Source organism: Streptomyces sp. NPDC048182 (assembly GCF_043202555.1).
Classification (GTDB): Bacteria; Actinomycetota; Actinomycetes; order Streptomycetales; family Streptomycetaceae; genus Streptomyces.
The window spans coordinates 1-26,497 of record NZ_JBIDAQ010000003.1 but is presented as its reverse complement, the minus strand read 5'-3'; the positions used below and the strand labels follow the sequence as shown (position 1 = coordinate 26,497).

Genomic DNA, 26,497 nt, shown 5'->3' with positions numbered 1-26,497 from the left:
TCCCCGCACACATGTGCCACCCTGTTGCGCGCAACAACACGCACTGGGAGGGGAGTACGGGTGGCCGCGCCACTACAGCTGACCCGGACGCATCGCGTTCTCATCGGCATGGTCGTCTTCGGCGCCCTGGTCATCGCCGGGATCGGCTTCGCCGGGTCGTACGCGGCCGTGCGCGAACTGGCCCTGGAGAAGGGCTTCGGGAACTTCGCGTACGTCTTCCCGATCGGCATCGACGCGGGCATCTGCGTGCTGCTCGCGCTGGACCTGCTGCTGACCTGGATCCGCATCCCGTTCCCGCTGCTGCGCCAGACGGCGTGGCTGCTGACGGCGGCGACCATCGCCTTCAACGGCGCGGCGGCCTGGCCGGACCCGCTCGGCACGGGCATGCACGCGGTGATCCCGGTGCTGTTCGTGGTCGCCGTGGAGGCCGCCCGGCACGCCATCGGGCGGATCGCCGACATCACGGCCGACAAGCACATGGAGGGCGTCCGCCTCACCCGCTGGCTGCTCTCCCCGCTGCCGACCTTCCTGCTGTGGCGGCGGATGAAGCTGTGGGAGCTGCGCTCCTACGACCAGGTCATCAAGTTGGAGCAGGAGCGCCTGGTCTACCAGGCCCGGCTGCGCTCCCGCTTCGGCCGCTCCTGGCGCCGCAAGGCCCCGGTGGAGTCCCTGATGCCGCTGCGCCTGGCCCGCTACGGCGTCCCGCTGGCCGAGACCGCCCCGGCGGGCCTGGCCGCCGCCGGCATCGAACCGGCGCTGCTGCCGCCGGCCCCGCCCGAGCCGCGCCCGGAACTCACCGCCCCGCCGCGGCAAGCCCCCGCCCCGGCCCCCGAGGAGGCGGCGCAGCAGCACCCCGTCCCGGCCGAGCCGGACGAGAGCCCCTGGTTCCGCGGCATGCCCCAGCAGGCCGACTACCGGGGCGGCTACGACCCCGACTACGACCCGGACGAGCACGACGCCCGCTGGGAGGCGGAGCAGTACGCCCAGCTGTTCCCCGACGAGCCGCCGGCGCAGGAGCCGTCGCCGGAGGAGACGGGCGGCTTCCCGATCCCGGTGAGTCAGTCCCGTACCCGCGAGATGGGCGAGGGCGGCGGCACGGCGGAGGCGGAGCCGACGCAGGACGACCTCTATCTGGTGTTCCGCAAGTCCATCGACGGCAGCTACCCGACGGGGGCGCAGTTCCGGGAGGACGTGCGGGCCACCTTCGGCCTCACGCTGGCGTCCCGGGAGGCCGAGCGGCTGGTGCGGGCCTTCGCCGAGCGGCACTCCCAGGAGATGCAGGACGAGCACATCGCCTGAGGCCCCCCGCGCGTGACGCGGGGGGCTTCCCGGGCCTACTCCCCGAGCAGGGCCCGCACCCGCTCCTGCCCCACCGCGAGCAGCAGCGTGGGCAGGCGCGGGCCGGTGTCGCGGCCGACGAGCAGGTGGTAGAGCAGGGCGAAGAAGGTCCGCTGGGCGGTCTTGATCTCCGGCGGCAGCTCCTTGGGCGTCGCGTCCGCCGCGAACCCGGCCCGCACCTTGGGCACCCCGTACACGAGGTGGGTCAGCCCGTCCAGGGACCAGTGCTCGGCCAGCCCGTCCGCGAGGAGCCGCAGCGAGGCGCGCCCCTCCTCGTCGAGGGAGCCGAGCAGCTCCGCGTCGGGAGTGGCGCGGACGATGGTGCGCTGGTCGGCCGGGACCTGGGTGTTGATCCACGCCTCGGCCTTGTCGTACCGCGGCCGGGCCTCGGCGAGCGAGGTCAGCGGGTCGGCCGGGTCCAGCTCGCTGAGGATGCGCAGGGCCTGGTCCTCGTGCCCGGCGGTGATGTCGGCGACCGAGGCCAGCGTGCGGTAGGGCAGCGGGCGCGGGGTGCCCGGCAGCGCGCCGGAGGCGGTGCGCACCGCGCGGGAGTGCGCGGCGAGGTCGCCGGGCAGCGCGCTGCCGTCGGCGACCTTGGCGTCCAGGCGGTCCCACTCGTCGTAGAGCCGCTGGATCTCCTGGTCGAAGGCGATCTTGAAGGACTGGTTGGGGCGGCGGCGGGCGTACAGCCAGCGCAGGAGCTGCGGCTCCATGATCTTCAGCGCGTCGGCCGGGGTGGGCACGCCGCCCCGCGAGGACGACATCTTGGCCATGCCGCTGATCCCGACGAAGGCGTACATCGGGCCGATCGGCTGCTCGCCGCCGAAGATGCCGACGATCTGGCCGCCGACCTGGAAGGAGGAGCCGGGCGAGGAGTGGTCGACGCCGCTCGGCTCGAAGACCACGCCCTCGTAGGCCCAGCGCATCGGCCAGTCGACCTTCCAGACCAGCTTGCCCCGGTCGAACTCGCTGAGCCGGACGGTCTCGGAGTAGCCGCAGGCGGTGCAGGCGTAGGTCAGCTCGGTGCTGTCGTCGTCGTAGGCCGTGACGGTGGTCAGGTCCTTCTCGCAGTTGCCGCAGTACGGCTTGTACGGGAAGTACCCGACGGTGCCGGAGCTGCCGTCGTCCTCGGCGGCGGCGCCGGAGCCCTCGGCGGCCTCCAGCTCGGCCTCGTCGAGGGGCTTCTGCGACTTCTTCGCCGCGGCGGCCGGCTTCTTGGTGCGGTACTGGCCGAGGATCGCGTCGATGTCCGCCCGGTGCCGCACGGCGTGCAGGACCTGGTCGCGGTAGACGCCGGCGGTGTACTGCGCGGTCTGGCTGATCCCGTCGAACTCCACGCCCAGCTCGGCCAGCGCCTCGGTCATCGCGGCCTTGAAGTGCTCCGCCCAGTTCGGGAACGCGGAGCCCTTGGGGGCGGGCACGGAGGTGAGGGGCTTGCCGATGTGCTCGTGCCAGGTGTCGTCCACGCCGTCGATGCCGGCCGGCACCTTGCGGTAGCGGTCGTAGTCGTCCCAGGAGATCAGGTGCCGGACCTGGTGGCCCCGGCGGCGCACCTCGTCGGCGACCAGGTGCGGGGTCATGACCTCGCGGAGGTTGCCCAGGTGGATGGGGCCCGACGGGGACAGTCCGGACGCGACGACGACCGGTTTGCCCGGGGCACGGCGCTCCGACTCGGCGATGACCTCGTCCGCGAAACGGGAGACCCAGTCGGTGGTCTCTGTGCTCTGAGCCACGATCGGCACGTCCTTCTTCCTCTCGGGCAGCCGGCACGGCCGCACGGCTGACCGCTCCATTCTCCCAGCACGCCCCGCATCCGCGAAAACCGCTTTTGCCCCCGTGGGATACTCGGTTCCCTGGTACTCCCGAACCCGAGCAGAACGGCAGCCACTCCATGGCCTCGGTCACGTCCCTCAGCGACTCCGTCCAGCAGCACCTCGCGTCCGCGCTCTCGGCCGTCCGGCCGGAGGCCGCCGGCGCGGACCCGCTGCTGCGACGCAGCGACCGGGCGGACTACCAGGCCAACGGCATCCTCGCGCTGGCCAAGAAGGCGAAGGCCAACCCGCGGGAGCTGGCCGGCGAGGTCGTCGCCCAGGTGACGACCGGCGATCTGATCGCGGACGTCGAGGTCTCCGGGCCCGGCTTCCTGAACATCACGGTCAGCGACCGGGCCATCACCGAGAACCTCGCCGCGCGGTACGCGGACGACACCGGCCGGCTCGGCGTCCCGCACGCCGCGCACCCGGGCACGACGGTCATCGACTACGCCCAGCCGAACGTGGCGAAGGAGATGCACGTCGGCCACCTGCGCTCCGCGGTGATCGGCGACGCGGTGGTCCAGATGCTGGAGTTCACCGGCGAGAGCGTGGTGCGCCGGCACCACATCGGCGACTGGGGCACCCAGTTCGGCATGCTCATCCAGTATCTGGACGAGCACCCGCACGAGCTGGACCACAAGGACGCCCAGGACTCCGCCGACACCCAGGCGTCCGGCGAGGAGGCGATGTCCAACCTGGACCGCCTCTACAAGACGGCCAGGAAGCTCTTCGACTCCGACGAGGAGTTCAAGACGCGGGCCCGGCGCCGGGTGGTCGACCTCCAGGCCGGCGACCCGCACACGCTCGCCGTGTGGCAGAAGTTCGTCGACGAGTCGAAGATCTACTTCTTCTCCGTCTTCGAGAAGCTGGACATGGAGGTCCGGGACGCGGACATCGTCGGCGAGTCCGGCTACAACGACATGCTCGCCGAGACCTGCCGGCTCCTGGAGGAGTCGGGCGTCGCGGTCCGCTCCGAGGGCGCGCTCTGCGTCTTCTTCGACGACATCAAGGGCCCGGACGGCAACCCGGTGCCGCTGATCGTGCAGAAGTCGGACGGCGGCTACGGCTACGCGGCCACCGACCTGTCCGCGATCCGCGACCGCGTCTTCCACCTGAAGGCGGACACCCTGCTGTACGTGGTGGACGCCCGGCAGTCGCTGCACTTCAAGATGGTCTTCGAGACGGCCCGCAAGGCCGGCTGGCTCAACGAGGACGTCAAGGCCCACCAGCTCGCCTTCGGCACGGTGCTCGGCAAGGACGGCAAGCCGTTCAAGACCCGCGAGGGCGAGACGGTCCGGCTGGTCGACCTCCTCGACGAGGCGATCGACCGGGCGTCGGCCGTGGTCCGGGAGAAGGCGCAGGACCTCTCCGAGGCGGAGATCGCCGAGCGGGGCACCCAGGTGGGCATCGGCGCGGTGAAGTACGCGGACCTGTCGACCTCGGCGAACCGGGACTACAAGTTCGACCTGGACCAGATGGTCTCGCTCAACGGCGACACCTCCGTCTACCTCCAGTACGCCTACGCCCGCATCCGGTCGATCCTGCGCAAGGCCGGCGAGGTCCGCCCCGCCGCCCACCCGGAGCTGGCGCTGGCCCCCGCCGAGCGGGCCCTCGGCCTGCACGCGGACGCCTTCGCGGAGACGGTCACGGAGGCGGCCCGCGAGTACGCCCCGCACAAGCTGACGGCGTACCTCTACCAGCTGGCCTCCCTGTACACGACCTTCTACGACAAGTGCCCGGTGCTGAAGGCCGAGACGCCGGAGCAGGTGGAGAACCGCCTCTTCCTGTGCGACGTCACCGCCCGCACCCTGCACCGGGGCATGGACCTGCTGGGCATCCGCACGCCCGAGCGGCTCTGACGCGGCGCCCGACTCCCCGTCGGCAAAGGCACCGGCGGGGCGGGCGTAGCGTGGAGACCATGTCGACGTACGGATCCTTCCCCGGCACCCGGCCCCGGCGGCTGCGCACCACCCCCGTCATGCGGCGGATGGTCGCGGAGACCCGGCTGCACCCGGCCGACCTGATCCTCCCCGCCTTCGTGCGGGAGGGCATCACCGAGCCGGTGCCGATCGGGGCGATGCCCGGGGTGGTGCAGCACACCCGGGACACCCTGAAGAAGGCCGCCGCCGAGGCGGTGGAGGCCGGGATCTCCGGGATCATGCTGTTCGGCGTGCCCGAGGAGGGCAAGAAGGACGCCGCCGGCACCGCGGGCACCGACCCGGACGGCATCCTCCAGGTCGCCCTGCGCGACGTGCGCGCCGAGGTCGGCGACGAGCTGCTCGTCATGTCCGACCTGTGCCTGGACGAGTTCACCGACCACGGCCACTGCGGCGTCCTGGACACCGAGGGCCGCGTCGACAACGACGCCACCCTGGAGCGGTACGCCGAGATGGCCCAGGTCCAGGCCGACGCCGGCGCCCACGTCGTGGGGCCCAGCGGCATGATGGACGGGCAGGTCGGCGTCATCCGCGACGCCCTCGACCAGATCGGCCGGGAGGACGTCGCGGTCCTCGCCTACACGGTGAAGTACGCCTCCGCCTTCTTCGGCCCCTTCCGCGAGGCCGTCGGCTCCTCCCTCAAGGGCGACCGCAAGACCTACCAGCAGGACGCCGCCAACGTCGGGGACGCGCTGCGCGAGCTGGCGCTCGACCTGGCGGAGGGCGCCGACATGGTGATGGTCAAGCCGGCCGGGCCCTACCTGGACATCCTGGCCCGCGTCGCGGACACCTCGGACGTGCCGGTCGCCGCGTACCAGATCTCCGGCGAGTACGCGATGATCGAGGCCGCCGCGGAGAAGGGCTGGATCAACCGCGAGCAGGCCATCCTGGAGTCGCTGACCGGCATCAAGCGGGCCGGTGCGCGCAACATCCTCACCTACTGGGCCGTCGAGGCCGCCCGCGACCTGATCAGGTGACCAACCTCCCCTGGGAGGCGCTAGGTTGATGCCCACCACATCGACATCACCTCGACGCCCCCCAGGGAGACGCGCCCATGTCCGGTGACGCCCTCAGACAGGACCCCGCCGAGCTGCGGAGGCGGATCGACAGCAGCAGGGCGCACCCGGCCCGCGTCTACGACGTCTTCCTCGGCGGCAAGGACCACTACCCCGCCGACCGGAACGCGGCCGCCGCCGGGCTCGCCGCCAACCCGCGCGGCTACCTGGACGTCCGGCACAACCGCGACTTCCTGCGCCGCGCGGTGACCGCCCTCGCCGAGGAGGACGGCATCCGCCAGTTCCTCGACATCGGCACCGGCCTGCCCACCGCGGAGAACGTCCACCAGATCGCCCAGCGCACCGCCCCGGACTCCCGCGTCGTCTACGTCGACAACGACCCGGTCGTCCTCGCCCACGCCCGCGCCCTGCTCACCAGCGGCCCCGAGGGCCGCACCGACTACATCGACGCGGACCTGCGCAGTGCCGACCGGATCCTCGAACAGGCCGCGCGGACGCTGGACTTCGACCGGCCGATCGCCCTCTGCCTGGTGGCGATCCTGCACTTCGTGCCGGACGAGGAGGCATACCCGGTGGTGCGCGAGCTGATCGACGCCCTGCCGGCCGGCAGCCGCCTGGTCCTCAGCCACGTCACCGACGACCTGAACCCGGAGAACGTCCGCGCGGTGCAGCGCACGTACACCGAGCGGGGCTTCACCTTCGTGCTGCGCTCGCACAAGGACGTCGAGCGCTTCTTCACGGAGAACGGCCTGGCGGTCGCCGCGCCGGGCGTCGTGCCCGTCCACCACTGGCGCCAGGACCACGCGGCGCCGGTTCCCGAGCAGCCGGAGGAGTCCTACCTGGCGGGCCTGGAGGACATCGAGAAGGTCCGCTACCGGGACATCAACGACGTGACGGACGCGGACATCAACATCTACGGCGGGCTCGGCGTCAAGTCCTGACCCGGCCGGACCCGTCCGCATGGCGGAAAGCTTCGTGTATGAGGCACGCGTCTCCCTAGGCTGCGGGCACCAGACCGCCCGCCGCCCGAGGGGGACCCGCATGACCGCCACCGCCACCGAGCACGCCCCGGCCGCCCCGCCCCCGCTCGCCGCCCGCGTCCGGTCGGCCGGCGGGTCGGTCGTGCGGGACATCCTGGCCGTCACCGCCCGCCCCGAGGTGATCAACTTCGCGGGCGGGCTGCCGGCCCCCGAGCTGTTCGACGCCGAGGGCGTGGCCGCCGCGTACCAGGCGGTGCTCACCGAGACCCCCGACCGGGCGCTGCAGTACTCCACCACCGAGGGCGAGCCCGCCCTGCGCGCCGCGCTCGCCGCCCGCACCGGCGCGCGCGGCCTGCCCACCGTCCCCGACGACCTGCTCGTCACCACCGGCTCCCAGCAGGCCCTCTCCCTGCTCGCCACCGCGCTCCTGGAGCCCGGCGACACGGTCCTGGTGGAGAACCCCTGCTACCTGGCCGCCCTCCAGGCGTTCACGCTGGCCGGCGCCCGGATCGTGGCCGTGCCCGGCGACGAGGACGGTGTGGACCCCGGCGCCCTCGACGACCTGGTGGCCCGCGAGCGCCCCAAGCTCTTCTACACGGTGCCCACCTTCCAGAACCCCACCGGCCGCACCCTGCCCGCCGACCGCCGCGCCGCCGTCGCCGAGGCCGCCGCCCGGCGCGGGGTGTGGATCGTCGAGGACGACCCGTACGGCGAGCTGCGCTTCGAGGGCGCCCGGGTGCCGTGGATCGCCTCCCACGAGCCGGCCCGGGACCGCACCGTGCTGCTCGGCTCCTTCTCCAAGGTCATGGCGCCCGGCCTCCGGATCGGCTGGCTGCGGGCCCCCGCCGCGCTGCGCCGGGCCTGCGCGGTGGCCAAGCAGGCCGCCGACCTGCACACCCCGACCGTCAACCAGCTCGCCGCCGCCCGCTACCTCGCCGACCGCGACCTGGACACCCACGTCGCCCGGGTCGCCACCGCCTACGGCGCCCGCCGGGACGCCATGCTGGCCGCCCTCCCGGACGTCCTGCCGGCGGGCTCGCGCTGGACCCGCCCCGAGGGCGGCATGTTCCTGTGGGCCCGTCTCCCCGACGGGCACGACACCACGGCCCTGCTCCCCGAGGTGCTCCGGCACGACGTGGCCTACGTCCCCGGCGCCCCCTTCCACGCCACCGCCCCCGACCCGGCCACCCTGCGCCTGTGCTTCGTCACCCACACCCCCGACGAGATCACCGAGGGCCTGCACCGACTGGGCACGGCACTACGCGGCCCGGCCGCCTGACGCCGTCGGCCGCCGGCCTGCGACGCACGTCCGTCCCATGACCTGTCAGACTCCCCAGTGCTCGGCGATCACCGGGCACTGGGGAGGGGACATCGCATGAACGCACCGATTCTGGTGACCGGCGGGACCGGCACGCTCGGCCGGCTCGTGGTCGGCCGGCTGCTCGAGGCGGGGGCCGCGGTACGGGTGCTCAGCCGGCGCGCGGAGCCCGCCGGCACCGCCCCGGCCGGGCGTGAGTGGGCGGTCGGCGACCTGTCGTCGGGCGCGGGGATCGGCGCGGCGCTGCGCGACGCGGGCACGGTCGTGCACGCGGCGACGTCCAGCAACGGCAAGAAGGACCTCGCCGCCCTGCGCAAGCTGCTGACGGCGGCCCGGGAGGCCGGCACCGAGCACCTGGTGTACATCTCCATCGTCGGCTGCGACCAGGTGCCCCTCGGCTACTTCAAGGGCAAGGCCGCCTCCGAGAAGCTGTTCGAGGAGAGCGGGATCCCGTACACGATCCTGCGGGCCACGCAGTTCCACGACTTCGTGCGGGCCCTCTTCGACGGCACCTCCAAGCTGCCGCTGATGCTCGCGCCCGGTTTCCGGTACCAGACCGTCTCGGCCGCCGAGGTGGCCGACCGGCTGGCCGAACTGGCCGTTGCCGCGCCCGCCGGGCGGGTGGCCGACATGGGCGGCCCCGAGGTGCGCGAGGCCACCGAGATGGCCCGCGCCTACCTCCGGGCGCGGGGCCGCAGCCGCAAGGTCGTCGCCCTGCGGCTGCCCGGCAGCACCTTCCGCGCCTTCCGCGAGGGCGGCCACCTCGCCGAGGCGCACGCCGTGGGCAGGGCCACCTTCGAGGACCACCTCGCGGAGCGGGCCGCCGCCCACCGCTAGGACGCGCGAACGGGGGCGTCCCCCGAAGGGAACGCCCCCGCACCGCACGCCACACCTCAGGTGGAGGACCGCCTCCGCCGCGCCCCCGGCCGCCGCTCGCTCGGCCGCGTCACCGGGTCACCCGCCTCCAGGGCGGACGCCCGCCGGCGCAGCCCGAAGTCGGCCAGCGCCTCGGCCAGCTTCAGCACCGACGGCTCCGGGGCCATCACGTCGACCCGAAGCCCGTGCTCCTCGGCCGTCTTGGCCGTCGCCGGGCCGATGCAGGCGATCACCGTCACGTTGTGCGGCTTGCCGGCGATGCCGACCAGGTTCCGCACCGTGGACGACGAGGTGAAGAGCACCGCGTCGAAGCCGCCGCCCTTGATCGCCTCCCGCGTCTCGGCCGGCGGCGGCGAGGCGCGCACCGTCCGGTAGGCGGTGACGTCGTCGACCTCCCAGCCCAGCTCGATCAGCCCGGCGACCAGCGTCTCCGTGGCGATGTCGGCACGCGGCAGGAAGACACGGTCGATCGGGTCGAAGACCGGGTCGTAGGGCGGCCAGTCCTCCAGGAGCCCGGCCGCGGACTGCTCGCCGCTCGGCACCAGGTCCGGCTTCACGCCAAAGGCGATCAGCGCCTTCGCGGTCTGCTCGCCCACCGCCGCGACCTTGATCCCGGCGAAGGCCCGCGCGTCGAGCCCGTACTCCTCGAACTTCTCCCGGACCGCCTTGACCGCGTTGACGGACGTGAAGGCGATCCACTCGTACCGGCCCGTCACCAGGCCCTTGACCGCGCGCTCCATCTGCTGGGGCGTGCGCGGCGGCTCGACGGCGATGGTCGGCACCTCGTGCGGCACCGCCCCGTAGGACGTCAGCTGGTCGGAGAGGGAGGCCGCCTGCTCCTTGGTGCGGGGCACGAGGACCTTCCAGCCGAACAGCGGCTTGGACTCGAACCACGACAGCTCGTCGCGCCGGGCGGCGGTGGAACGCTCCCCGACCACGGCTATCACCGGACGCCCGCCCTCCGGCGAGGGCAGCACCTTGGCCTGCTTCAGCGTCTGCGCGACCGTGCCGAGCGTCGCCGTCCAGGTCCGCTGCCGCGTCGTCGTGCCGGCCACGGTCACCGTCAGCGGGGTGTCCGGCTTGCGGCCCGCCGACACCAGCTCCCCGGCCGCCGCGGCGACCGAGTCCAGCGTGGTGGAGACGACGACCGTGCCGTCCGAGGCGCCGACCTCGGTCCAGCACCGGTCCGAGGCGGTGCGGGCGTCCACGAACCGGACGTCCGCGCCCTCGGCGTCGCGCAGCGGCACACCGGCGTACGCGGGCACGCCGACGGCGGTCGCGATGCCGGGGACCACCTCGAAGGGCACCCCGGCGGCGGCGCAGGCCAGCATCTCCTCGGCGGCGTTCGCGTCCAGGCCGGGGTCGCCGGTGACCGCACGCACCACCCGCCTGCCGCCCCGCGCGGCCTCCATGACAAGATGTGCGGCATCCCGCGCGGCGGGGGCCGCCACGGTCGTTGACGCACCGTCAACTACCGTCAGCTGAGGCGCGCCTGTGCCCGGATCCGACGCGCCCGCGTCGTCCGTGTGCACCTCGGCGACGCCCTGGCGGGCGTGCGTGCGCACGACGTCGAGCACCTCGTGCTCGGCGACGAGGACGTCCGCGTGCGCCAGCGCCTCCACGGCGCGCAGAGTGAGCAGTCCCGGATCCCCGGGTCCGGCACCGAGGAAGGTGACGTGCCCGTGTTCCGGAGCGGCGGGAAAGGCGGTGGGGCTCATCGTGCTCGCTCCCCCATCAGACCGGCCGCGCCCTGCGCGAGCATCTCGGTGGCGAGTTCGCGACCGAGCGCCAGCGCCTGCTCGTGCGTCTCGGGCACGGGACCGGTGGTGGACAGCTGCACCAGCGTCGAGCCGTCGGTGGTACCGACGATCCCGCGCAGGCGCATCTCCTTGACATTGCGCCCGTCGGCCAGGAGGTCGGCCAGCGCGCCCACGGGTGCGCTGCAGCCGGCCTCCAGGGCGGCGAGCAGGGACCGCTCGGCGGTCACGGCGGCCCGGGTGTGCGGGTCGTCGAGTGCGCCGAGCGCCGCGATGAGGTCCGCCCGGTCGGCGGCGCACTCGATCGCCAGGGCCCCCTGGCCGGGGGCGGGCAGGACCGTGTCGACCGACAGGAAGTCGGTCACCTCGTCGGTCCGGCCGATCCGGTTGAGTCCGGCGGCGGCCAGCACCACCGCGTCGAGCTCGCCCTTGCGGACGTACCCGATGCGGGTGTCGACGTTGCCCCGGATCGGGACCGTCTCGATCTCCAGGCCGTGCGCGCGGGCGTACGCGTTCAGCTGCGCCATGCGCCGCGGGGCGCCGGTGCCGATGCGCGCCCCGCGGGGCAGGTCGGTGAACTTCAGCGCGTCCCGGGCGACGATCACGTCGCGCGGGTCCTCGCGCCGGGGTACGGCCGCCAGGACCAGCTCGTCGGGCTGCGCGGTGGGCAGGTCCTTCAGCGAGTGAACCGCGAAGTCGACCTCGCCCCGCAGCAGCGCCTCGCGCAGCGCCGCCACGAACACACCCGTGCCGCCGATCTGCGCGAGGTGCTCGCGCGAGACGTCGCCGTACGTGGTGATCTCGACCAGCTCGACGGGCCGTCCGGTCACCTGGCTCACGGCGTCCGCCACCTGCCCGGACTGGGCCATGGCGAGCTTGCTCCGCCTGGTCCCGAGCCTCAGTGCCTTCTCAGTCATGCCGGCCCTCGGTTCTTCTCGGTGCTGTCCTCGGCGCGGGAGACGGAGGCCACCGTCTCGGGGTCGAGGTCGAACAGGGTGCGCAGCGCGTCCGCGTACCCGGCGCCGCCCGGTTCGGCGGCCAGTTGCTTGACCCGTACCGTCGGCGCGTGCAGCAGCTTGTCGACCACCCGGCGCACGGTCTGGGTGATCTCGGCGCGGTGCTTGGCGTCCAGCGCCGGCAGCCGGCCCTCCAGGCGGGCGATCTCGCCGGCCACCACGTCGGCGGCCATGCTGCGCAGCGCCACCACGGTCGGCGTGATGTGCGCGGCCCGCTGCGCCGCCCCGAAGGCGGCGACCTCGTCGGCGACGATCCGGCGCACCTGGTCGACGTCGGCGGCCATCGGCGCGTCCGCGGAGGCTTCCGCGAGCGACTCGATGTCCACCAGGCGGACCCCGCCGAGCCGGTGCGCGGCGGCGTCGATGTCGCGCGGCATGGCGAGGTCGAGCAGGAAGAGCACCGGCTCGGGCCGCGGAATCTCCACGACGGGCGCCGGGCGGCGCCGCTCGGGGATCCGGCCGACGGTCGCGGCGGTGGCGGCGAGCGCGGTGATCAGCTCGGCGTCGGTCTCGACACGGCCGCTCTCGCGCGGCCGGTCCACGGCGGTGCCGCCCGCGACCCACGCCGCGTGCTGCTCCAGCGTGGCGGCGTCCATCCCGGCCACGGCCCCCTCGCCCATCCCGGGCAGGCCGGCGGGCACGGCGGCGAGGTCGAGCGGGCAGTTCTCGTCGGAGGCGGCACCGGCGAGGGGCGCCTCCCGTACGTCCACGGCATCCCAGACCACGGCGGGCGCCCCGGTCCGCGTCTCCACCGTCGCGGCCACCGCGTCGGCGGTCAGGACCAGGCCCGTCGCGCCGGTGCAGGAGACGGCGACGTCGGCACGTGTCAGCTCGGCCGGCACCGCGTCCATCGGTACCGCGCGGGCCACCACGTCCGTGTCGTCGCCCTCGGCGAGGATCCGCGCGAGGCGCTCGGCGCGCTCGAAGGTGCGGTTGGCGACCACCACCTCGGCGACCCCGGCCCGGGCCAGCGTCGCGGCGGCGAGGGAGGACATCGAGCCGGCGCCGATGACGAGGGCGGTGCGCCCGCGCGCCCAGGTCCCCACGTCGGCGCCCGCGGCGAGCTGCTCCAGGCCGAAGGTGACCAGGGACTGCCCGGCCCGGTCGATGCCGGTCTCGGAGTGGGCGCGCTTGCCGACCCTGAGGGCCTGCTGGAAGAGGTCGTTGAGCAGCCGGCCCGCGGTGTGCAGGTCCTGCGCGCGGGCCAGCGCGTCCTTGATCTGGCCGAGGATCTGGCCCTCGCCGACCACCATCGAGTCCAGGCCGCAGGCCACCGAGAACAGGTGGTGCACGGCCCGGTCCTCGTAGTGCACGTACAGGTAGGGCGTCAGCTCCTCCAGGCCCACCCCGCTGTGCTGGGCGAGCAGCGTGGACAGCTCGGCGACCCCGGCGTGGAACTTGTCCACGTCGGCGTAGAGCTCGATGCGGTTGCAGGTGGCAAGGACCGCGGCCTCGGCGGCCGGTTCGGCGGCGACCGTGTCCTGCAGCAGCTTGTCCTGCGCGTCCGCGTTCAGCGAGGCCCGCTCCAGGACGCTGACCGGGGCGCTGCGGTGGCTCAGCCCGACGACGAGGAGGCTCATGCGGGCATCACGGCGGGCATGTCCCCGTCGGGTCCCTGGTCGGGGGCGGCGGCGGTCCTGCGGGCGGCCCGGCGGGGCAGCGCGCCGTCGGCGGCGGCCTCCTCGCCGGCCTTGCGCTGCTCGTGGAAGGCAAGGATCTGCAGCTCGATGGAGAGGTCGACCTTGCGCACGTCGACGCCCTCGGGGACGTTCAGCACGGTCGGCGCGAAGTTCAGGATGGAGGTCACCCCGGCGGCCACCAGCCGGTCGCAGACCTGCTGGGCGGCGCCGGCGGGGGTGGCGATGACGCCGATGGAGACGCCGTCGTCATGGACGATCTTCTCCAGTTCGTCGGTGTGCTGCACCGGGATCCCGGCGACCGGCTTGCCGGCCATCTGCGGGTCGGCGTCTATCAGCGCGGCGACCCGGAACCCGCGGGAGGCGAACCCCCCGTAGTTGGCGAGCGCGGCGCCGAGGTTGCCGATACCGACGATGACGACGGGCCAGTCCTGGGTCAGGCCCAGCTCGCGGGAGATCTGGTAGACGAGGTACTCGACGTCGTAGCCCACGCCCCGGGTCCCGTAGGAGCCGAGGTAGGAGAAGTCCTTGCGCAGCTTCGCGGAGTTGACCCCCGCGGCGGCGGCCAGCTCCTCGGAGGAGACCGTGGGCACCGAGCGCTCCGACAGCGCGGTCAGGGCTCGGAGGTACAGCGGAAGCCTGGCGACGGTGGCCTCGGGAATTCCTCGGCTGCGGGTCGCCGGTCGGTGTGTTCGGCCAGTTGCCACGGTGCTCCTGCGGGTAGAGCGGGGCTGTAGGCGGTCATACGTCCCTACGTGACCGCCCCGTCGAAAGAAGGCTATGTCTTTGTGAACGCGTGCACAAAGATGGTGTCCGATTTGCCCGGCCAACGTGACCGGGGTCACGCGCCCCCGGCGCACACCCCGGGAACCGGCGCACACGCGCCCGCGTTCCTCACTCCTCGGGGGCAAAGCCGCCCACGCTCCTCACGATCAACGCCCCCGAGATCCCGTCGCCATCGATCCTAAGCGACCATCCGGACTACTTGGACTCGTCGGTCAGTGCCCTGCGCAGCCGCTCCTCGTTCACACGCCAGAAGGTGTGCTGCCGGCCGTCGACCAGCACGACCGGGATCTGCTCCCAGTACTGGTCGTGGAGGTGCCGGTCCTCGGTGATGTCCCTCCCCTCCCAGGGGACGCCGAGGTCCCCGCACACCTTCTCGACGACGCGTTGTGCGTCATCGCACAGATGGCAGCCGGGTTTGCGGACGAGGGTGACGAGATGCTCCTGGGGAGCCTGCGGGTCCTGCGAAGCCTGCGCGGTCTGCGGCGCCCGGGGCGTCCGGGACGGCTGCGCGGCCTTCCGGCGGAAGAGGGGACTCATGGCGCCCATTCTCCCGCCGGGGGCGGCGAGGCGTGTCACACGGCCGTCGTCCGGTGTTCACAGCCTCCCAACCCGACGGCTCCGGAAGCTCCGGGCCGACTGGCTATGCTCACGGACATGGCGGTACTCGGATGGCTCACCCCCCGTAGGCGCTCCGCCACGGCGCGGAGCGTACTGGCAGGCGAGGCCTCGGCGGAGGCCGCCCGCAAGTCCACGCAGGAGGCCCCCGCCCCGGCCCCGTCCGGCGAACCGGACTTCCCGGTGCACGGCGACGAGCGGGCGGCCGCCTTCTTCGACCTGGACAACACCGTCATGCAGGGCGCGGCCCTCTTCCACTTCGGGCGCGGCCTGTACAAGCGGAAGTTCTTCGAGACCCGCGACCTCGCCCGGTTCGCCTGGCAGCAGGCGTGGTTCCGCCTCGCCGGCTCCGAGGACCCCGAGCACATGCAGGAGGCCCGCGACTCCGCCCTCTCCATCGTCCAGGGCCACCGCGTCTCCGAACTGCGCATCATCGGCGAGGAGATCTACGACGAGTACATGGCCGAGCGGATCTGGCCGGGCACCCGCGCGCTGGCCCAGGCCCACCTGGACGCCGGGCAGCGGGTCTGGCTGGTGACGGCGGCGCCGGTGGAGATCGCCCAGGTCATCGCCCGCCGCCTCGGCCTGACCGGCGCCCTCGGCACGGTCGCCGAGTCGCTGGAGGGCGTCTACACCGGCCGGCTGGTCGGCGAGCCGCTGCACGGCCCCGCGAAGGCCGAGGCGGTGCGGGCTCTGGCGGCGGCGGAGGACCTGGACCTCACCCGCTGTGCCGCGTACAGCGACTCGCACAACGACATCCCGATGCTGTCGCTGGTCGGCCACCCCTACGCCATCAACCCGGACTCCAAGCTGCGCAAGCACGCCCGCCACCTGGAGTGGCGGCTGCGCGACTACCGCACCGGCCGCAAGGCGGCCAAGGTCGGCATCCCCGCCGCCGCCGGCGTCGGCGCGGTGGCGGGCGGCACCGCGGCGGCCATCGCGCTGCACCGCCGACGCCGCTGACGCGGGTCGACCCGGGTTGACGCCCATCGGCCCGGAGCGAGCAGGAACCCGAACCTTTCCGATCACCGAGCGATCACCTTGCGGCACCCGAACGCGCATGAACCGGACAAGCCAGCGACCTAATCGGTGATTTGAGCAACTGGGCGTAGCAGCCCCTGCACGAAGCGTTATTCTCCTCAGACGCATTCCGGCACCCCACCAGCGCCACGAACGGTGAACGGTTCCGTACTGCACGTGATGCAAGCTCTGCCTCTGGGAGTCCCGTGTACCCACACGTCGGGGTTGACGCCTCGGGCCTGGCTACGCTGCGCGCAACGGTCGAATCAGCACGAGATCTGTTGCGCGGACTGGTCCCCGTCCCCGCCCTCGCCGCGGCCACCGCCCCCGCCGGCCCCTGCTACGCGCTGGCCGAGTCGGGCGCCGTCGTCGGCAGACGCGCGCGGTCGGCGTCGTCGTCCTCCGGCGCCACGACCCACCGCAGGCCGGCCGCCAACAGCGACCACGCCCGCATGATGGACCTGGTCGAACGCGCCCAGGCCGGCGAGGCCGACGCCTTCGGGCGCCTCTACGACCAGTACAGCGACACCGTCTACCGGTACATCTACTACCGGGTGAACGGGAAGGCCACCGCCGAGGACCTCACCAGCGAGACCTTCCTGCGGGCGCTGCGCCGCATCGGCACCTTCACCTGGCAGGGCCGCGACTTCGGCGCCTGGCTGGTGACGATCGCCCGCAACCTGGTCGCCGACCACTTCAAGTCCAGCCGCTTCCGCCTGGAGGTCACCACCGGCGAGATGCTCGACGCCAACGAGGTGGCGCGCTCCCCGGAGGACTCCGTCCTCGAGCACCTGTCCAACGCCGCCCTGCTCGACGCCGTACGGCGGCTCAACCCGCAGCAGCAGGAGTGCGTCACCCTGCGCTTCCTCCAGGGCCTGTCGGTCGCCGAGACCGCCCGGGTCATGGGGAAGAACGAGGGCGCGATCAAGACGCTCCAGTACCGCGCCGTGCGCACCCTGGCCCGACTGCTGCCCGACGACGTGCGCTAGCCCTCGGGCCGTCGCGCATCCACCACCCTCCGCTTCCCTCAAGTCACTGTCTGTGAGAGCCAGTTGAGTCCGCGGTTCGTTCGTCCGCCGTCCGTAACCCAAGTGCCGTGCCGCTCGTTGTGCGGGATGCAGGCTCCCTCTGGAGTCGACCGTCATGACGAGAGGAGGTGCCGCCAGTGATCGCGAACGTATCGGCACACCGGCGGGCCAGCGCCTTCGCCCAGGCTCTTGAGGAGCAGTCCGCCCCCGACGCGGCGGCCGCGGAACAGGACGACGAGCAGGGCCGGCTCACGGCCCTGGCCGGCGGTCTGGAGCGGCTGCCCAAGCCCGAGCTGGACCCCGAGGTCAAGGTCGTCCAGCGGGCCCAGCTGGTGGCCGCGTTCGAGGCCATGCTCCAGGAGGGCACCGCGGGCGACGGCACCCCGGGCAGCTCGGTGCCCGGGCAGCGCAAGGCCCGCGGCGCCCACCGGGCGGCCCCGCTGCACAAGCTCCGTCCCCGCTCGCGGCTGGCCAAGGGCCTCACCGCGGGCGGGCTGAGCGTCGGCGTGGCCGCCGGGGCCTTCGGCGGGGTCGCCGCCGCCAGCTCCGACGCCCTGCCCGGCGACTCGCTCTACGGACTCAAGCGCGGCATCGAGGACTTCCGGCTCGGCCTCGCCGACAGCGACGACGAGCGCGGCCGGGCCTATCTCGACCAGGCGTCGACCCGGCTCGGCGAGGCCCGCCGGCTGCTGGAGCGCGGTCGCGGCGGCAGCCTGGACCACGAGGCGCTCGGCGAGGTCCGCCGCGCCCTCTCCGGCATGCGGTACGACGCGTCCGAGGGCCACCGCCTGCTCAGCGCGGTCTATGCCCGCGACCCCGACTCGCTCGCGCCCATGCAGGCCCTCTCCGCCTTCTCCAGCTCCCACCGCGCGACCTGGGGCGCCCTGCGCGACCGCCTCCCGGTGCAGCTCGGGGATGTCGGCGACGAGGTGACCTCGGTCTTCGACGCCATAGAGGACGACGTGGCGCCGCTGAAGTCCAGACTCCCCGTGCCGCCCCGCAGCACGGGCGGCACGAAGGACGACGGCCGCGGCTCCGGCTCCGGCTCCGGCTCCGGCCCGACCACCTCCAAGGCCCCCGGCACCGGCCGCTCCACCGCCCCCGGCACCAGCAAGGGCGGTACCCCCGAGCGCGGCCGGACCGACCACAGCGGCCGACCCAGCGAGTCGGCCGACTCCCGCGAGGACGACGGCCTGCTCGGCGGCAACACCGGCGGCCTGCTCGACCCGCCGCGCGGCACCGGCAGCGCCTCCCCGTCCACCGGCGGCACCACCCCACCCGCCGAGCCGGACGTCACCCTCCCGCCCCTGCTCCCCGGCCTGCTGCCGGGCCTGGGCATCGAGGGCGAGGACGACGACTGACCGAGGGGCCGCGGTCCCGAGGGACCGCGGCCCCCTCAGAAGAACACCGACCGCCGCTGCACCAGCAACTTGTACAACGTGTGCTGGATCTGCTCCCGCACCTGGTCCGTCAGGTTGAACATCAGCATCGGATCCTCCGCCGCCTCCGGCGGGTAGCCGTCCGTCGGGATGGGCTCGCCGAACTGGATCGTCCACTTCGTCGGCAGCGGTACCGCGCCCAGCGGGCCGAGCCACGGGAAGGTCGGCGTCAGCGGGAAGTACGGGAAGCCCAGCAGCCGTGCCAGCGTCCTGGAGTTGCCGATCATCGGGTAGATCTCCTCCGCCCCGACGATCGAGCACGGCACGATCGGCGTGCCCTGCCGCAGCGCGGTGGAGACGAAGCCGCCCCGCCCGAAGCGCTGCAGCTTGTACCGCTCGCTGAACGGCTTGCCGATCCCCTTGAAGCCCTCCGGCATCACCCCGACCAGCTCGCCCTCGCCGAGCAGCCGCTCGGCGTCCTCCGCGCAGGCCAGGGTGTGGCCCAGCTTGCGGGCCAGCTCGTTGACGACCGGCAGCACGAAGACCAGGTCCGCCGCGAGCAGCCGCAGATGCCGCCCGGCCGGATGGTGGTCGTGCACGGCGACCTGCATCATCAGGCCGTCGAGCGGCAGCGTCCCGGAGTGGTTGGCGACGATCAGCGCGCCGCCCTCGGCGGGGATGTTCTCCACGCCCTTCACCTCGACGCGGAAGTACTTCTCGTACACCGGCCGCAGCAGCGACATCAGCACCTGGTCGGTCAGCTCGGCGTCGTAGCCGAAGTCGTCGACCTCGTAGTCCCCGGTGAGGCGGCGGCGCAGGAAGGCCAGGCCGCCGGCGAGCCGCCGCTCCAGGCCACCGAGGTCGGCCGGCCGCGGGGCCGGGTCCGGCTCGGGCTCCTCCGCCGGCACCGGCAGCGGCTGCACCTCGCGCACCGGCACCGCCTCGCCGGCCTCCTTGCGGCGCCCGCCCGAGCCCCGGCGCCGGCCCGCGCCGCCGCTCCCCGCGCCGCCCCGCGACCGGTCGTCGTCGAACGGAATGACCTTGGCGTCCGCCATCGTTGCTGCGCTCCTCAATTGGCGCTCTGCGAAGGAACGTGGCCGCTGCCCCGCGAGGACAGCGCCGCGATCCGGTCGACGGCCCCGGCGAGGGCCTCGGGCGGCAGCAGACCGGGCCCCCGGCCGGCCGCGAAGTCCGCGAACGTCTCGGCCGTCGAGCGGCGCGGCCGGAACCCCAGGGTCTCGCGCATCTGCGTGGTGTCCACCACCCGCCCGTGGGTGAGCAGCCGGAGCTGTTCCGGGGAGAAGTCCGTCATCCCCAGCGTACGCACCAGCGAGCCCGCCCAGGCCAGCGCCGGCAGCAGCAGCGGCACGGTGGGCCGGCCGAGCCGGCGCGCGCACTGCGAGAGCAGCAGGACACCGTCGCCGGCGATGTTGAAGGTGCCGCTGTTGAGGGTGGCGCGCCGCGGCTCGTCGGCCGCGATGCGCAGGACGTCGATGACGTCGTCCTCGTGCACGAACTGCAGCCGCGGGTCGTAGCCGAACACGGTGGGCAGCACCGGCAGCGAGAAGTACGAGGCGAGCGGCGTCCCGGCGCCCGGGCCCAGGATGTTGGCGAACCGCAGCACGCACACGGCGACGTCGGGGCGCCGGCGCGCGAAGCCCCGTACGTACCCCTCGACCTCGACGGCGTCCTTGGCGAAGCCGCCGCTGGGCAGGGACTTGGGGGCGGTGGTCTCGGTGCACACGGCCGGGTCGCGGGGCGCCGAGCCGTAGACGGTGGTGCTGGACTTGACCACCAGGCGCCGCAGGGTGGGGGACTTCTGGCAGGCGCCGAGCAGCTGCATGGTGCCGATGACGTTGGTCTCCTTGACCGACGTGCGGCTGGAGCCGTCCAGCGGGGACATGCCGGTGACGTCCATGTGGACGACCGTGTCGGCGCCGGACTCGGCGAGGACCCGCCCGATGGTCGGCTGCCGGATGTCGGCCTGGACGAAGTCGGCGCCGCCCAGGTCGTGCTCGGGCACCACCGAGTCCACGGCGACGACACGCTCCACGTCGGGGTCGCGCAGGACGCGCCGGACGAACCGGCCCCCCAGCTGACGGGCCACTCCGGTCACCAGCACGACCTTGCCCAAGATCCGCGCCTTCCCTCTCGTCCGGTCGCCTGCTCGTACCCTGCCGTTTCCCTGTACCGGGGCCAACTTAGCCCGCCGGGGACGGCTGTGGCCCCCCACCGGACTCGGTGGGGGGCCACAGGACACGCTGACGGCGCAGCGTCGCAACTGCCTACTTCTTGTTGCGACGCTGAACGCGCGTGCGCTTGAGCAGCTTGCGGTGCTTCTTCTTGGCCATCCGCTTGCGCCGCTTCTTGATAACAGAGCCCACGACTACCCTCGCTCACTTCTCATTACTCGGCGTTGGGCGCCATGGGCCCACACGACCTACGAGGGGCTAGCCTACCCGTCCGAGCGCTGAGGTCGTAATCGAGGTGATTCCGGGGGCCGGCGGGCCCCCGGGACCCAGGTCAGGCCGTTTCCACCCCCACATAACTGCCGCGGAGATAGTCGTGCACCGCTTGCTCCGGGACGCGGAAGGACCGACCGACCCGGATCGCGGGCAGATGACCGCTGTGCACCAGCCGGTACACGGTCATCTTGGAGACGCGCATCACCGCGGCTACCTCCGCCACGGTAAGGAACTGAACCTCGTTCAGAGGCCTTTCGCCAGCTTCAGCCATGACACACCCGAACCTTCCGCACTCGACGGCCACCGGCTTCCCCTTCCGGTGACTCTTCGTCGTTGCGTGCTCACTCCCCAGACTAGGGGCGGGTGATGCGAATGGGGAAGAGGTGCACCCATCGCTTCCCTACCGTGACAGACATGCCCGATTGAGCACGTAGCGGGTGAGCGGCCGGTAGCAGGCGGCGGGCACCGCGTCGTCGACCGGCACGACGACGGACACCGCGCCCTCCGCCTCGCCCACGAAGGGCGCCGGATCGTCGGTGTCGGCCGGCCCGATCGCCGCGAACCCCAGCTGACCTGCCCCGCAGACCCAGCCGTGATCGCCGATCACCAGCTCCGGGAGCGGCCCGCCGGCCTCGGCCGCCGCCGCGAGCGCGGTCCGCACCGGCAGCGGCGAGTGGGTGTGTGCGCCGGGCTCACCACCGGCGCGAGCGCCGCCGCACTCCCGTACCAGGGCGACGCCCCGGACGTAGTCGAGGCGGTGCGTGCGTAGACCGAACCGGGTCACTATGTCGACACAGCGACCCTGCGCCGGGGTGAGGACGGCACATCCCGCCGCCGACAGCGCGTCGGACAAGGCGGCGTAGAAGCCGAGCAGCCGGTGCGGATGCCCGGTGCCGAGGAGCACCGGACCGCCACGCTGAGCTACCGCCCCGACGCGGTCGGCGAAGGCGTCGAGCGCCGCCAGCGTCCGCTCCGGGTCGATGACGTCGGGGCCCGTGGTGCGGCGGGGGTCGGCGGAGACCCCGCACCGCTCCGCCATCAGCCGCATCACCTCCCCCGGCCCCCACTCCCCCACCGGGTCCAGGCCGAGCAGCACCCGGGGGTCGCGGGCGGCGAACAGCCGGTAGCTGCGCAGGCTGGCCTCCCGGGAGGTGGCCACCACCCCGGCGAGCCGCGCGTCGAGCAGGTGGGCCCGCAGGGCGTCGCGCGTCGGGGACGGCGTCGGCGTCGGCGTCGGCATGCCGGTGATGCTGGCCGACCCGGGGCACGCCGGTACGGGAAATCCCCGAACTCCCCACGGTCGGGGGAGCGCACCGGCCGGTCGGGACCGCCCCGTCAGGCGAGCAGCCCGCGCAGCGGGAACGCCGCCCGCCGGGCCGCGAGCACCGCCTGGTCGAGCCGGTCGGCCGGGTCGTACCCCGCCTCCCAGTCCGCCCACGACACCGGCCACCGCCCGTCGGTCATCCGCTGCGGGCCCGGCTGCCGCGTCCGGGCGTACACCTCCTGCCGCCAGCTCTCCGGGATCACCGTCTCCGGCGCCACCGGACGCCCCGCCGCGATCGCGACCAGGTGCGTCCACGACCGGGGCACCACGTCCACCACGGCGTACCCGCCACCGCCCAGCGCGACCCAGCGCCCGTCGGCGTACTCGTGCGCCAGGTCGTGGCAGGCGACCTGCACCGCCCGCTGCGCGTCCAGCGACACCGCCAGGTGTGCGAGGGGGTCCTCGAAGTGGGTGTCGGCGCCGTGCTGGGTGACCAGCACCTCGGGCCGGAAGTCGGCCAGCAGCTCCGGCACCACCGCGTGGAAGGCCCGCACCCAGCCCGCGTCGCCGGTCCCGGCCGGCAGCGCCACGTTCACCGCCGACCCCTCCGCGCGGTCCGCGCCGGTCTCCTCCGGCCAGCCGGTCTGCGGGAACAGGGTGCGGGGGTGCTCGTGCAGGGAGACCGTCAGCACCCGCGGGTCCTCCCAGAACGCCGCCTGCACGCCGTCCCCGTGGTGCACGTCCACGTCCACGTACGCGACCCGCTCGGCGCCCAGCTCGAGCAGCCGCGCGATCGCCAGCGCCGCGTCGTTGTACACGCAGAACCCGGAGGCCGCGCCCGGCATCGCGTGGTGCAGGCCGCCCGCGAAGTTCACCGCGTGCAGCGCCTCCCCGCGCCACACCGCCTCCGCCGCGCCCACCGACTGCCCGGCGATCAGCGCCGACACCTCGTGCATCCCCGCGAACGCCGGATCGTCCAGCGTGCCCAGCCCGTACTCCCCCTGCGCCGACGCCGGGTCGGCGGACGCGGCCTTCACCGCGTCGATGTAGTCCTCACGGTGCACCAGCCGCAGCGTCGACTCCCCCGCCGCCCGGGCCGCCACCACCTCCAGCTCCCGGTCGACCCCGAGGGCGCCGACCAGACTCCGGGTCAGGGCGAGCCGGACCGGATCCATCGGGTGCTGGGGCCCGAAGTCATACCCCGTCACCGCCTCGTCCCACATCAACCGCGCGCGCCCGCTCATGCCCGCCACCGTATCGGTCGGGCCGCGCCGCGAACGACCGGGCGTACACCAGCGTCACCAGCACCAGAACCATCGGCACCAGCATCGCCCCGCGATAGCTCCAGGCGTCGCCGAGCGCCCCGACCAGCGGCGAACCGACCAGGAACCCGACGTAGTTGAAGACGTTCAGCCGGGCCACGGCGGCATCGGAGTCCCCGGGGAACATCCGCCCCGCGGCAGCGAAGGTCTGCGGCACCAGGACGCACAGCCCGAGCCCCAGCAGCGTGAACCCCAGCATCCCGGTCCACGCCCCCGGCGCCGCCGCCACCACCGCGAACCCGCCCGCCGCCACGACCGCACCGCCCCGCACCACGGCCACCGCCCCGAACCGCCGCACCCCGAGGTCCCCGACGGCCCGGCCCACCAGCGTGGTCACCATGTACACGTTGTACGGCACCGTCGACAGCTGCTCGGACCCGCCCAGCACGTCCTGGAGGTACTTGGCGCTCCAGTTGGAGACCGTCGAGTCCCCGATGTACGCGAAGGTCATCACCAGGCAGAGCGGCAGCAGCGCCCGGAAGACGACCTGGCCGCCCTGGCCCTGCCCCATCGGCCCGGCCGCGGACTCGCCCGCCGCGCCCCCCTCGACGTACCAGCGGCTCCCCACCAGCACCGCCGGCAGCAGCACCGCCACGACCGGCAGGTACGACACCCACAGCGCGAGATCCCAGTGCGCCCCCACCCACGCCAGCGACGCCCCGAGGATGCCGCCCAGGCTGTACGCCGCGTGGAAGCCGAGCATGATGCTGCGCCCGTACGCCCGCTGCAGGCTGACTCCGAGCATGTTCATCGACGCGTCCAGCGCACCGACGGCGACCCCGAACACACCGAGCGCGACAGCCAGTTCCGCCAGCGAGTCCCCGGCGCCCACGCCGAGCAGCGTCAGCAGGGCGACCGGCTGGGACCAGCGCAGCACCCGCCCGGCGGGTATCCGGCGCACCAGCCGCTCGGTGGCCACGCTGCCCACCCCGGCCAGGATGGGCACGGCGGCCAGGAAGACGGGGAGCACGGCGTCGGACATGCCGTACCGGTCCTGGATGGCGGGGATACGCGTCACGAGCAGCGCGAAGGCGACGCCTTGCGCGAAGAAGGCGAACGCCAGCGAGGCCCTACCGCGCCGCAGCACATCAGTCATGGCGGCGAGCGTAGGGCCCCGGCTTACCGGTGGGTAGATCCCGCCAAAGATGAATCCCGCTCACCTTCGGCCATGCGGACCGCGGGAAGCGGAGCAGGAGCACCCAGCAGCTGGGCCATCGGCACGGCGCCCACGGCACCGCTGACGAGGAAGGCCATCCCCATGACGGCCAGCATGACGACCGTGCCGAGCCACACCATCGTGTCGACCGGGACGGTGTACGCCCCCACGATGCGCAGCCCGCACTCCACGACGAACGCCGACCCCCACACCGCCGAGAACCGCAGCTCCACCCGCCTGAACGCCCCCGACTCCCGCCGCAGCCGCTCCCACGCAGCCTCCCGGCCCGGGTCCCCCTTCACCAGGAAGGGCTTGACGGCCCCCGACATCAACGGCCGGCCCAGCAGCACCGACCCGAGCATCGCGATGCCGACGAGGCTACCGATCGCGCTGTCCTTGACGAGCATCAGCCGGGCGTCGCCGGTGCCGAAGCCGACCAGCACCCCGAGCAGGTTGGCCGCCAGGATCAGCAGGGGCAGCGCGTTGACCTCCCGCTGCCGCCGCATGCCCCACACCAGCCGCAGCACCGGCACGACGCTGCTCCACCCGAGCGCCGCGACGGTGCTCAGGCCTGCGGCGCTCTTCAGCAGGTAGTACGACGCGACCGGCACCCCCACATCCACCAGCAGCGTCCGGAAGGCGGCCCGCTCGTTGCCCGTGCTTGCCGTGTTCCCCGTGTTCCCCGTTGTCTTCGTCATGGGTACAGCATCGCGACCGGGCCCGGTCGCCCGGTAGGAACAACCGTCCGGGGCTGCGCATGACAATTGTCAGGCCGTCACCGGCCCCCGGGTCACACCAGCAGGTCGCCCAACTCCCCCATGTCCCCGAAGAGTCCGGTCACCCCCGTGAGCCGCTCGGCCGGGGTCATCGCGGTGAACCCGTACACGTCCATCCCGGCCGCGACGGCGGCCTGGACGCCCAGCGGGGAGTCCTCCACGACCACGCACCGCCCGGGCGCGACACCCATCCGCTCGGCGGCGTACAGGAACAGGTCCGGCGCCGGCTTCCCCCGCCCCACGTCCTCCGAGCTGAAGATCCGCTCGTCCCCGAACCACCGGTCGAGCCCGGTCTTCCGATGCCCGACCCGGATCCGCTCATGGCTCCCGGACGAGGCCACGCAGTACGCCACCCCATCGGCGGCCAGCTTCTCCAGCACCCCCACCGCGCCGGGCACGGCCACGAGGTCCTGCCGGAAGGCGGCGAAGACTCGCTGGTGGAAGGTGTCGTCGAAGTCCGCCGGCAGTCGCTGCCCGGTCCGCTCCAGCACCAGGTCGTGGACGCGGTGCATGGCGGCGCCCATGTAGTCGCGCAGGGAGTCCTCGTAGGTCGTCGGGTGCCCCAGCTCGGTGAGGTAGGCGGCGAGCAGCCGGTTGGAGAGCGGCTCACTGTCCACGAGGACGCCGTCGTTGTCGAAGATGACCAGGTCGTAGCGCATGGAACCGACCCTAAACGCAGAAAGGCCCCGCACCATAAACGGTGCGGGGCCTTCCCCTAATGATTGTTCGGCGGCGTCCTACTCTCCCACAGGGTCCCCCCTGCAGTACCATCGGCGCTGTAAGGCTTAGCTTCCGGGTTCGGAATGTAACCGGGCGTTTCCCCTACGCTATGACCACCGAAACACTATGAAACACAACCGGAGTGCACAACACTCAGCACGGTTGTTCGTGGTTTCAGAACCAACACAGTGGACGCGAGCAACTGAGGACAAGCCCTCGGCCTATTAGTACCAGTCAACTCCACCCGTTACCAGGCTTCCATATCTGGCCTATCAAC

At 73.1% G+C, this 26,497-nt stretch carries 24 protein-coding genes and 1 rRNA gene; 9 read left to right on the top strand and 16 right to left on the bottom strand.

Annotated elements, in window-relative coordinates:
* Positions 1 to 60 precede the first annotated feature (60 nt).
* Positions 61 to 1,299: a DUF2637 domain-containing protein gene (locus tag ACGFZL_RS06060; protein ID WP_393689681.1), complete on the top strand. Its 1,239-nt coding sequence runs from the start codon at positions 61 to 63 to the stop codon at positions 1,297 to 1,299.
* A gap of 35 nt (positions 1,300 to 1,334) precedes the next feature.
* Here the strand turns inward: ACGFZL_RS06060 and lysS are convergent, their stop codons facing one another.
* A complete protein-coding gene (lysS, locus tag ACGFZL_RS06055) occupies positions 1,335 to 3,080 on the bottom strand; it encodes a lysine--tRNA ligase (RefSeq protein ID WP_393689679.1) in 1,746 nt (581 codons plus the stop codon).
* 149 nt (positions 3,081 to 3,229) lie between these two features.
* Here lysS and argS point away from each other — a divergent pair, with 149 nt between their 5' ends.
* The 5 genes from argS to ACGFZL_RS06030 all read left to right on the top strand — a co-directional run bounded on the left by argS (position 3,230) and on the right by ACGFZL_RS06030 (position 9,240).
* A complete protein-coding gene (gene argS, locus ACGFZL_RS06050; protein WP_393689677.1) occupies positions 3,230 to 5,011 on the top strand; it encodes an arginine--tRNA ligase in 1,782 nt (593 codons plus the stop codon).
* Positions 5,012 to 5,070: 59 nt separating this feature from the next.
* Entirely contained in the window at positions 5,071 to 6,066 is a 996-nt protein-coding gene (gene hemB, locus ACGFZL_RS06045) for a porphobilinogen synthase (RefSeq protein WP_393689675.1), read from the top strand.
* A 77-nt stretch (positions 6,067 to 6,143) separates the two neighbouring features.
* A complete protein-coding gene (locus ACGFZL_RS06040; RefSeq protein WP_393689673.1) occupies positions 6,144 to 7,046 on the top strand; it encodes an SAM-dependent methyltransferase in 903 nt (300 codons plus the stop codon).
* A gap of 100 nt (positions 7,047 to 7,146) precedes the next feature.
* Entirely contained in the window at positions 7,147 to 8,364 is a 1,218-nt protein-coding gene (locus ACGFZL_RS06035; RefSeq protein WP_393689671.1) for a PLP-dependent aminotransferase family protein, read from the top strand.
* 96 nt (positions 8,365 to 8,460) lie between these two features.
* Positions 8,461 to 9,240: an SDR family oxidoreductase gene (locus ACGFZL_RS06030; RefSeq protein ID WP_393689669.1), complete on the top strand. Its 780-nt coding sequence runs from the start codon at positions 8,461 to 8,463 to the stop codon at positions 9,238 to 9,240.
* A 56-nt stretch (positions 9,241 to 9,296) separates the two neighbouring features.
* On the opposite strand, the gene ACGFZL_RS06025 is transcribed toward ACGFZL_RS06030, so the two are convergent.
* From ACGFZL_RS06025 to ACGFZL_RS06005, 5 genes are all read right to left on the bottom strand, one after another.
* Entirely contained in the window at positions 9,297 to 10,997 is a 1,701-nt protein-coding gene (locus tag ACGFZL_RS06025) for a bifunctional uroporphyrinogen-III C-methyltransferase/uroporphyrinogen-III synthase (RefSeq protein ID WP_355167240.1), read from the bottom strand.
* On the bottom strand, positions 10,994 to 11,953 hold the full coding sequence (hemC, locus tag ACGFZL_RS06020) for a hydroxymethylbilane synthase (RefSeq protein WP_393689666.1): 960 nt from the start codon (positions 11,951 to 11,953) through the stop codon (positions 10,994 to 10,996). The genes ACGFZL_RS06025 and hemC overlap by 4 nt, the downstream gene beginning before the upstream one ends.
* On the bottom strand, positions 11,950 to 13,632 hold the full coding sequence (locus ACGFZL_RS06015; RefSeq protein ID WP_393689664.1) for a glutamyl-tRNA reductase: 1,683 nt from the start codon (positions 13,630 to 13,632) through the stop codon (positions 11,950 to 11,952). The genes hemC and ACGFZL_RS06015 overlap by 4 nt, the downstream gene beginning before the upstream one ends.
* Positions 13,629 to 14,396 carry a redox-sensing transcriptional repressor Rex gene (locus tag ACGFZL_RS06010; RefSeq protein ID WP_355167234.1) on the bottom strand — a complete coding sequence of 256 codons (768 nt, stop codon included), beginning with the start codon at positions 14,394 to 14,396 and terminating at the stop codon, positions 13,629 to 13,631. The genes ACGFZL_RS06015 and ACGFZL_RS06010 overlap by 4 nt, the downstream gene beginning before the upstream one ends.
* A 274-nt stretch (positions 14,397 to 14,670) precedes the next feature.
* Positions 14,671 to 15,012, bottom strand: a complete 342-nt coding sequence (locus ACGFZL_RS06005; protein WP_393689661.1) for a glutaredoxin family protein — start codon at positions 15,010 to 15,012, stop codon at positions 14,671 to 14,673.
* Positions 15,013 to 15,129: 117 nt separating this feature from the next.
* Here ACGFZL_RS06005 and ACGFZL_RS06000 point away from each other — a divergent pair, with 117 nt between their 5' ends.
* From ACGFZL_RS06000 to ACGFZL_RS05990, 3 genes are all read left to right on the top strand, one after another.
* Positions 15,130 to 16,053, top strand: a complete 924-nt coding sequence (locus tag ACGFZL_RS06000; protein ID WP_393689659.1) for an HAD family hydrolase — start codon at positions 15,130 to 15,132, stop codon at positions 16,051 to 16,053.
* Positions 16,054 to 16,316: 263 nt separating this feature from the next.
* Positions 16,317 to 17,099: an ECF subfamily RNA polymerase sigma factor, BldN family gene (locus ACGFZL_RS05995; protein ID WP_393689657.1), complete on the top strand. Its 783-nt coding sequence runs from the start codon at positions 16,317 to 16,319 to the stop codon at positions 17,097 to 17,099.
* A 176-nt stretch (positions 17,100 to 17,275) separates the two neighbouring features.
* The gene (locus ACGFZL_RS05990) at positions 17,276 to 18,499 is read left to right on the top strand and encodes a DUF5667 domain-containing protein (protein ID WP_393689655.1); all 1,224 of its coding nucleotides are present in this window, start codon (positions 17,276 to 17,278) and stop codon (positions 18,497 to 18,499) included.
* 35 nt (positions 18,500 to 18,534) lie between these two features.
* Here the strand turns inward: ACGFZL_RS05990 and ACGFZL_RS05985 are convergent, their stop codons facing one another.
* The 10 genes from ACGFZL_RS05985 to rrf form a co-directional block, all read right to left on the bottom strand.
* Positions 18,535 to 19,572, bottom strand: a complete 1,038-nt coding sequence (locus ACGFZL_RS05985) for a lysophospholipid acyltransferase family protein (RefSeq protein WP_393689653.1) — start codon at positions 19,570 to 19,572, stop codon at positions 18,535 to 18,537.
* A 14-nt stretch (positions 19,573 to 19,586) separates the two neighbouring features.
* A complete protein-coding gene (locus ACGFZL_RS05980; RefSeq protein ID WP_393689651.1) occupies positions 19,587 to 20,651 on the bottom strand; it encodes an NAD-dependent epimerase/dehydratase family protein in 1,065 nt (354 codons plus the stop codon).
* A 151-nt stretch (positions 20,652 to 20,802) separates the two neighbouring features.
* Entirely contained in the window at positions 20,803 to 20,901 is a 99-nt protein-coding gene (locus tag ACGFZL_RS05975) for a 30S ribosomal protein bS22 (protein WP_003948845.1), read from the bottom strand.
* A 139-nt stretch (positions 20,902 to 21,040) separates the two neighbouring features.
* Positions 21,041 to 21,253 carry a helix-turn-helix domain-containing protein gene (locus ACGFZL_RS05970; RefSeq protein ID WP_355167220.1) on the bottom strand — a complete coding sequence of 71 codons (213 nt, stop codon included), beginning with the start codon at positions 21,251 to 21,253 and terminating at the stop codon, positions 21,041 to 21,043.
* A gap of 129 nt (positions 21,254 to 21,382) precedes the next feature.
* The gene (locus ACGFZL_RS05965; RefSeq protein WP_393689648.1) at positions 21,383 to 22,222 is read right to left on the bottom strand and encodes a phosphatase; all 840 of its coding nucleotides are present in this window, start codon (positions 22,220 to 22,222) and stop codon (positions 21,383 to 21,385) included.
* A gap of 95 nt (positions 22,223 to 22,317) precedes the next feature.
* Positions 22,318 to 23,490: an acetoin utilization protein AcuC gene (locus ACGFZL_RS05960; RefSeq protein WP_393689646.1), complete on the bottom strand. Its 1,173-nt coding sequence runs from the start codon at positions 23,488 to 23,490 to the stop codon at positions 22,318 to 22,320.
* Positions 23,441 to 24,664 carry an MFS transporter gene (locus tag ACGFZL_RS05955; RefSeq protein ID WP_393689644.1) on the bottom strand — a complete coding sequence of 408 codons (1,224 nt, stop codon included), beginning with the start codon at positions 24,662 to 24,664 and terminating at the stop codon, positions 23,441 to 23,443. Before ACGFZL_RS05955 ends, ACGFZL_RS05960 begins: the two co-directional genes overlap by 50 nt.
* A gap of 23 nt (positions 24,665 to 24,687) precedes the next feature.
* Positions 24,688 to 25,422 carry a VC0807 family protein gene (locus ACGFZL_RS05950; RefSeq protein ID WP_393689642.1) on the bottom strand — a complete coding sequence of 245 codons (735 nt, stop codon included), beginning with the start codon at positions 25,420 to 25,422 and terminating at the stop codon, positions 24,688 to 24,690.
* Between the two features lie 92 nt (positions 25,423 to 25,514).
* The gene (locus ACGFZL_RS05945) at positions 25,515 to 26,159 is read right to left on the bottom strand and encodes an HAD family hydrolase (protein ID WP_393689640.1); all 645 of its coding nucleotides are present in this window, start codon (positions 26,157 to 26,159) and stop codon (positions 25,515 to 25,517) included.
* Between the two features lie 65 nt (positions 26,160 to 26,224).
* Positions 26,225 to 26,341 (bottom strand): 5S ribosomal RNA (rrf, locus tag ACGFZL_RS05940).
* Positions 26,342 to 26,497: the final 156 nt, after the last annotated feature.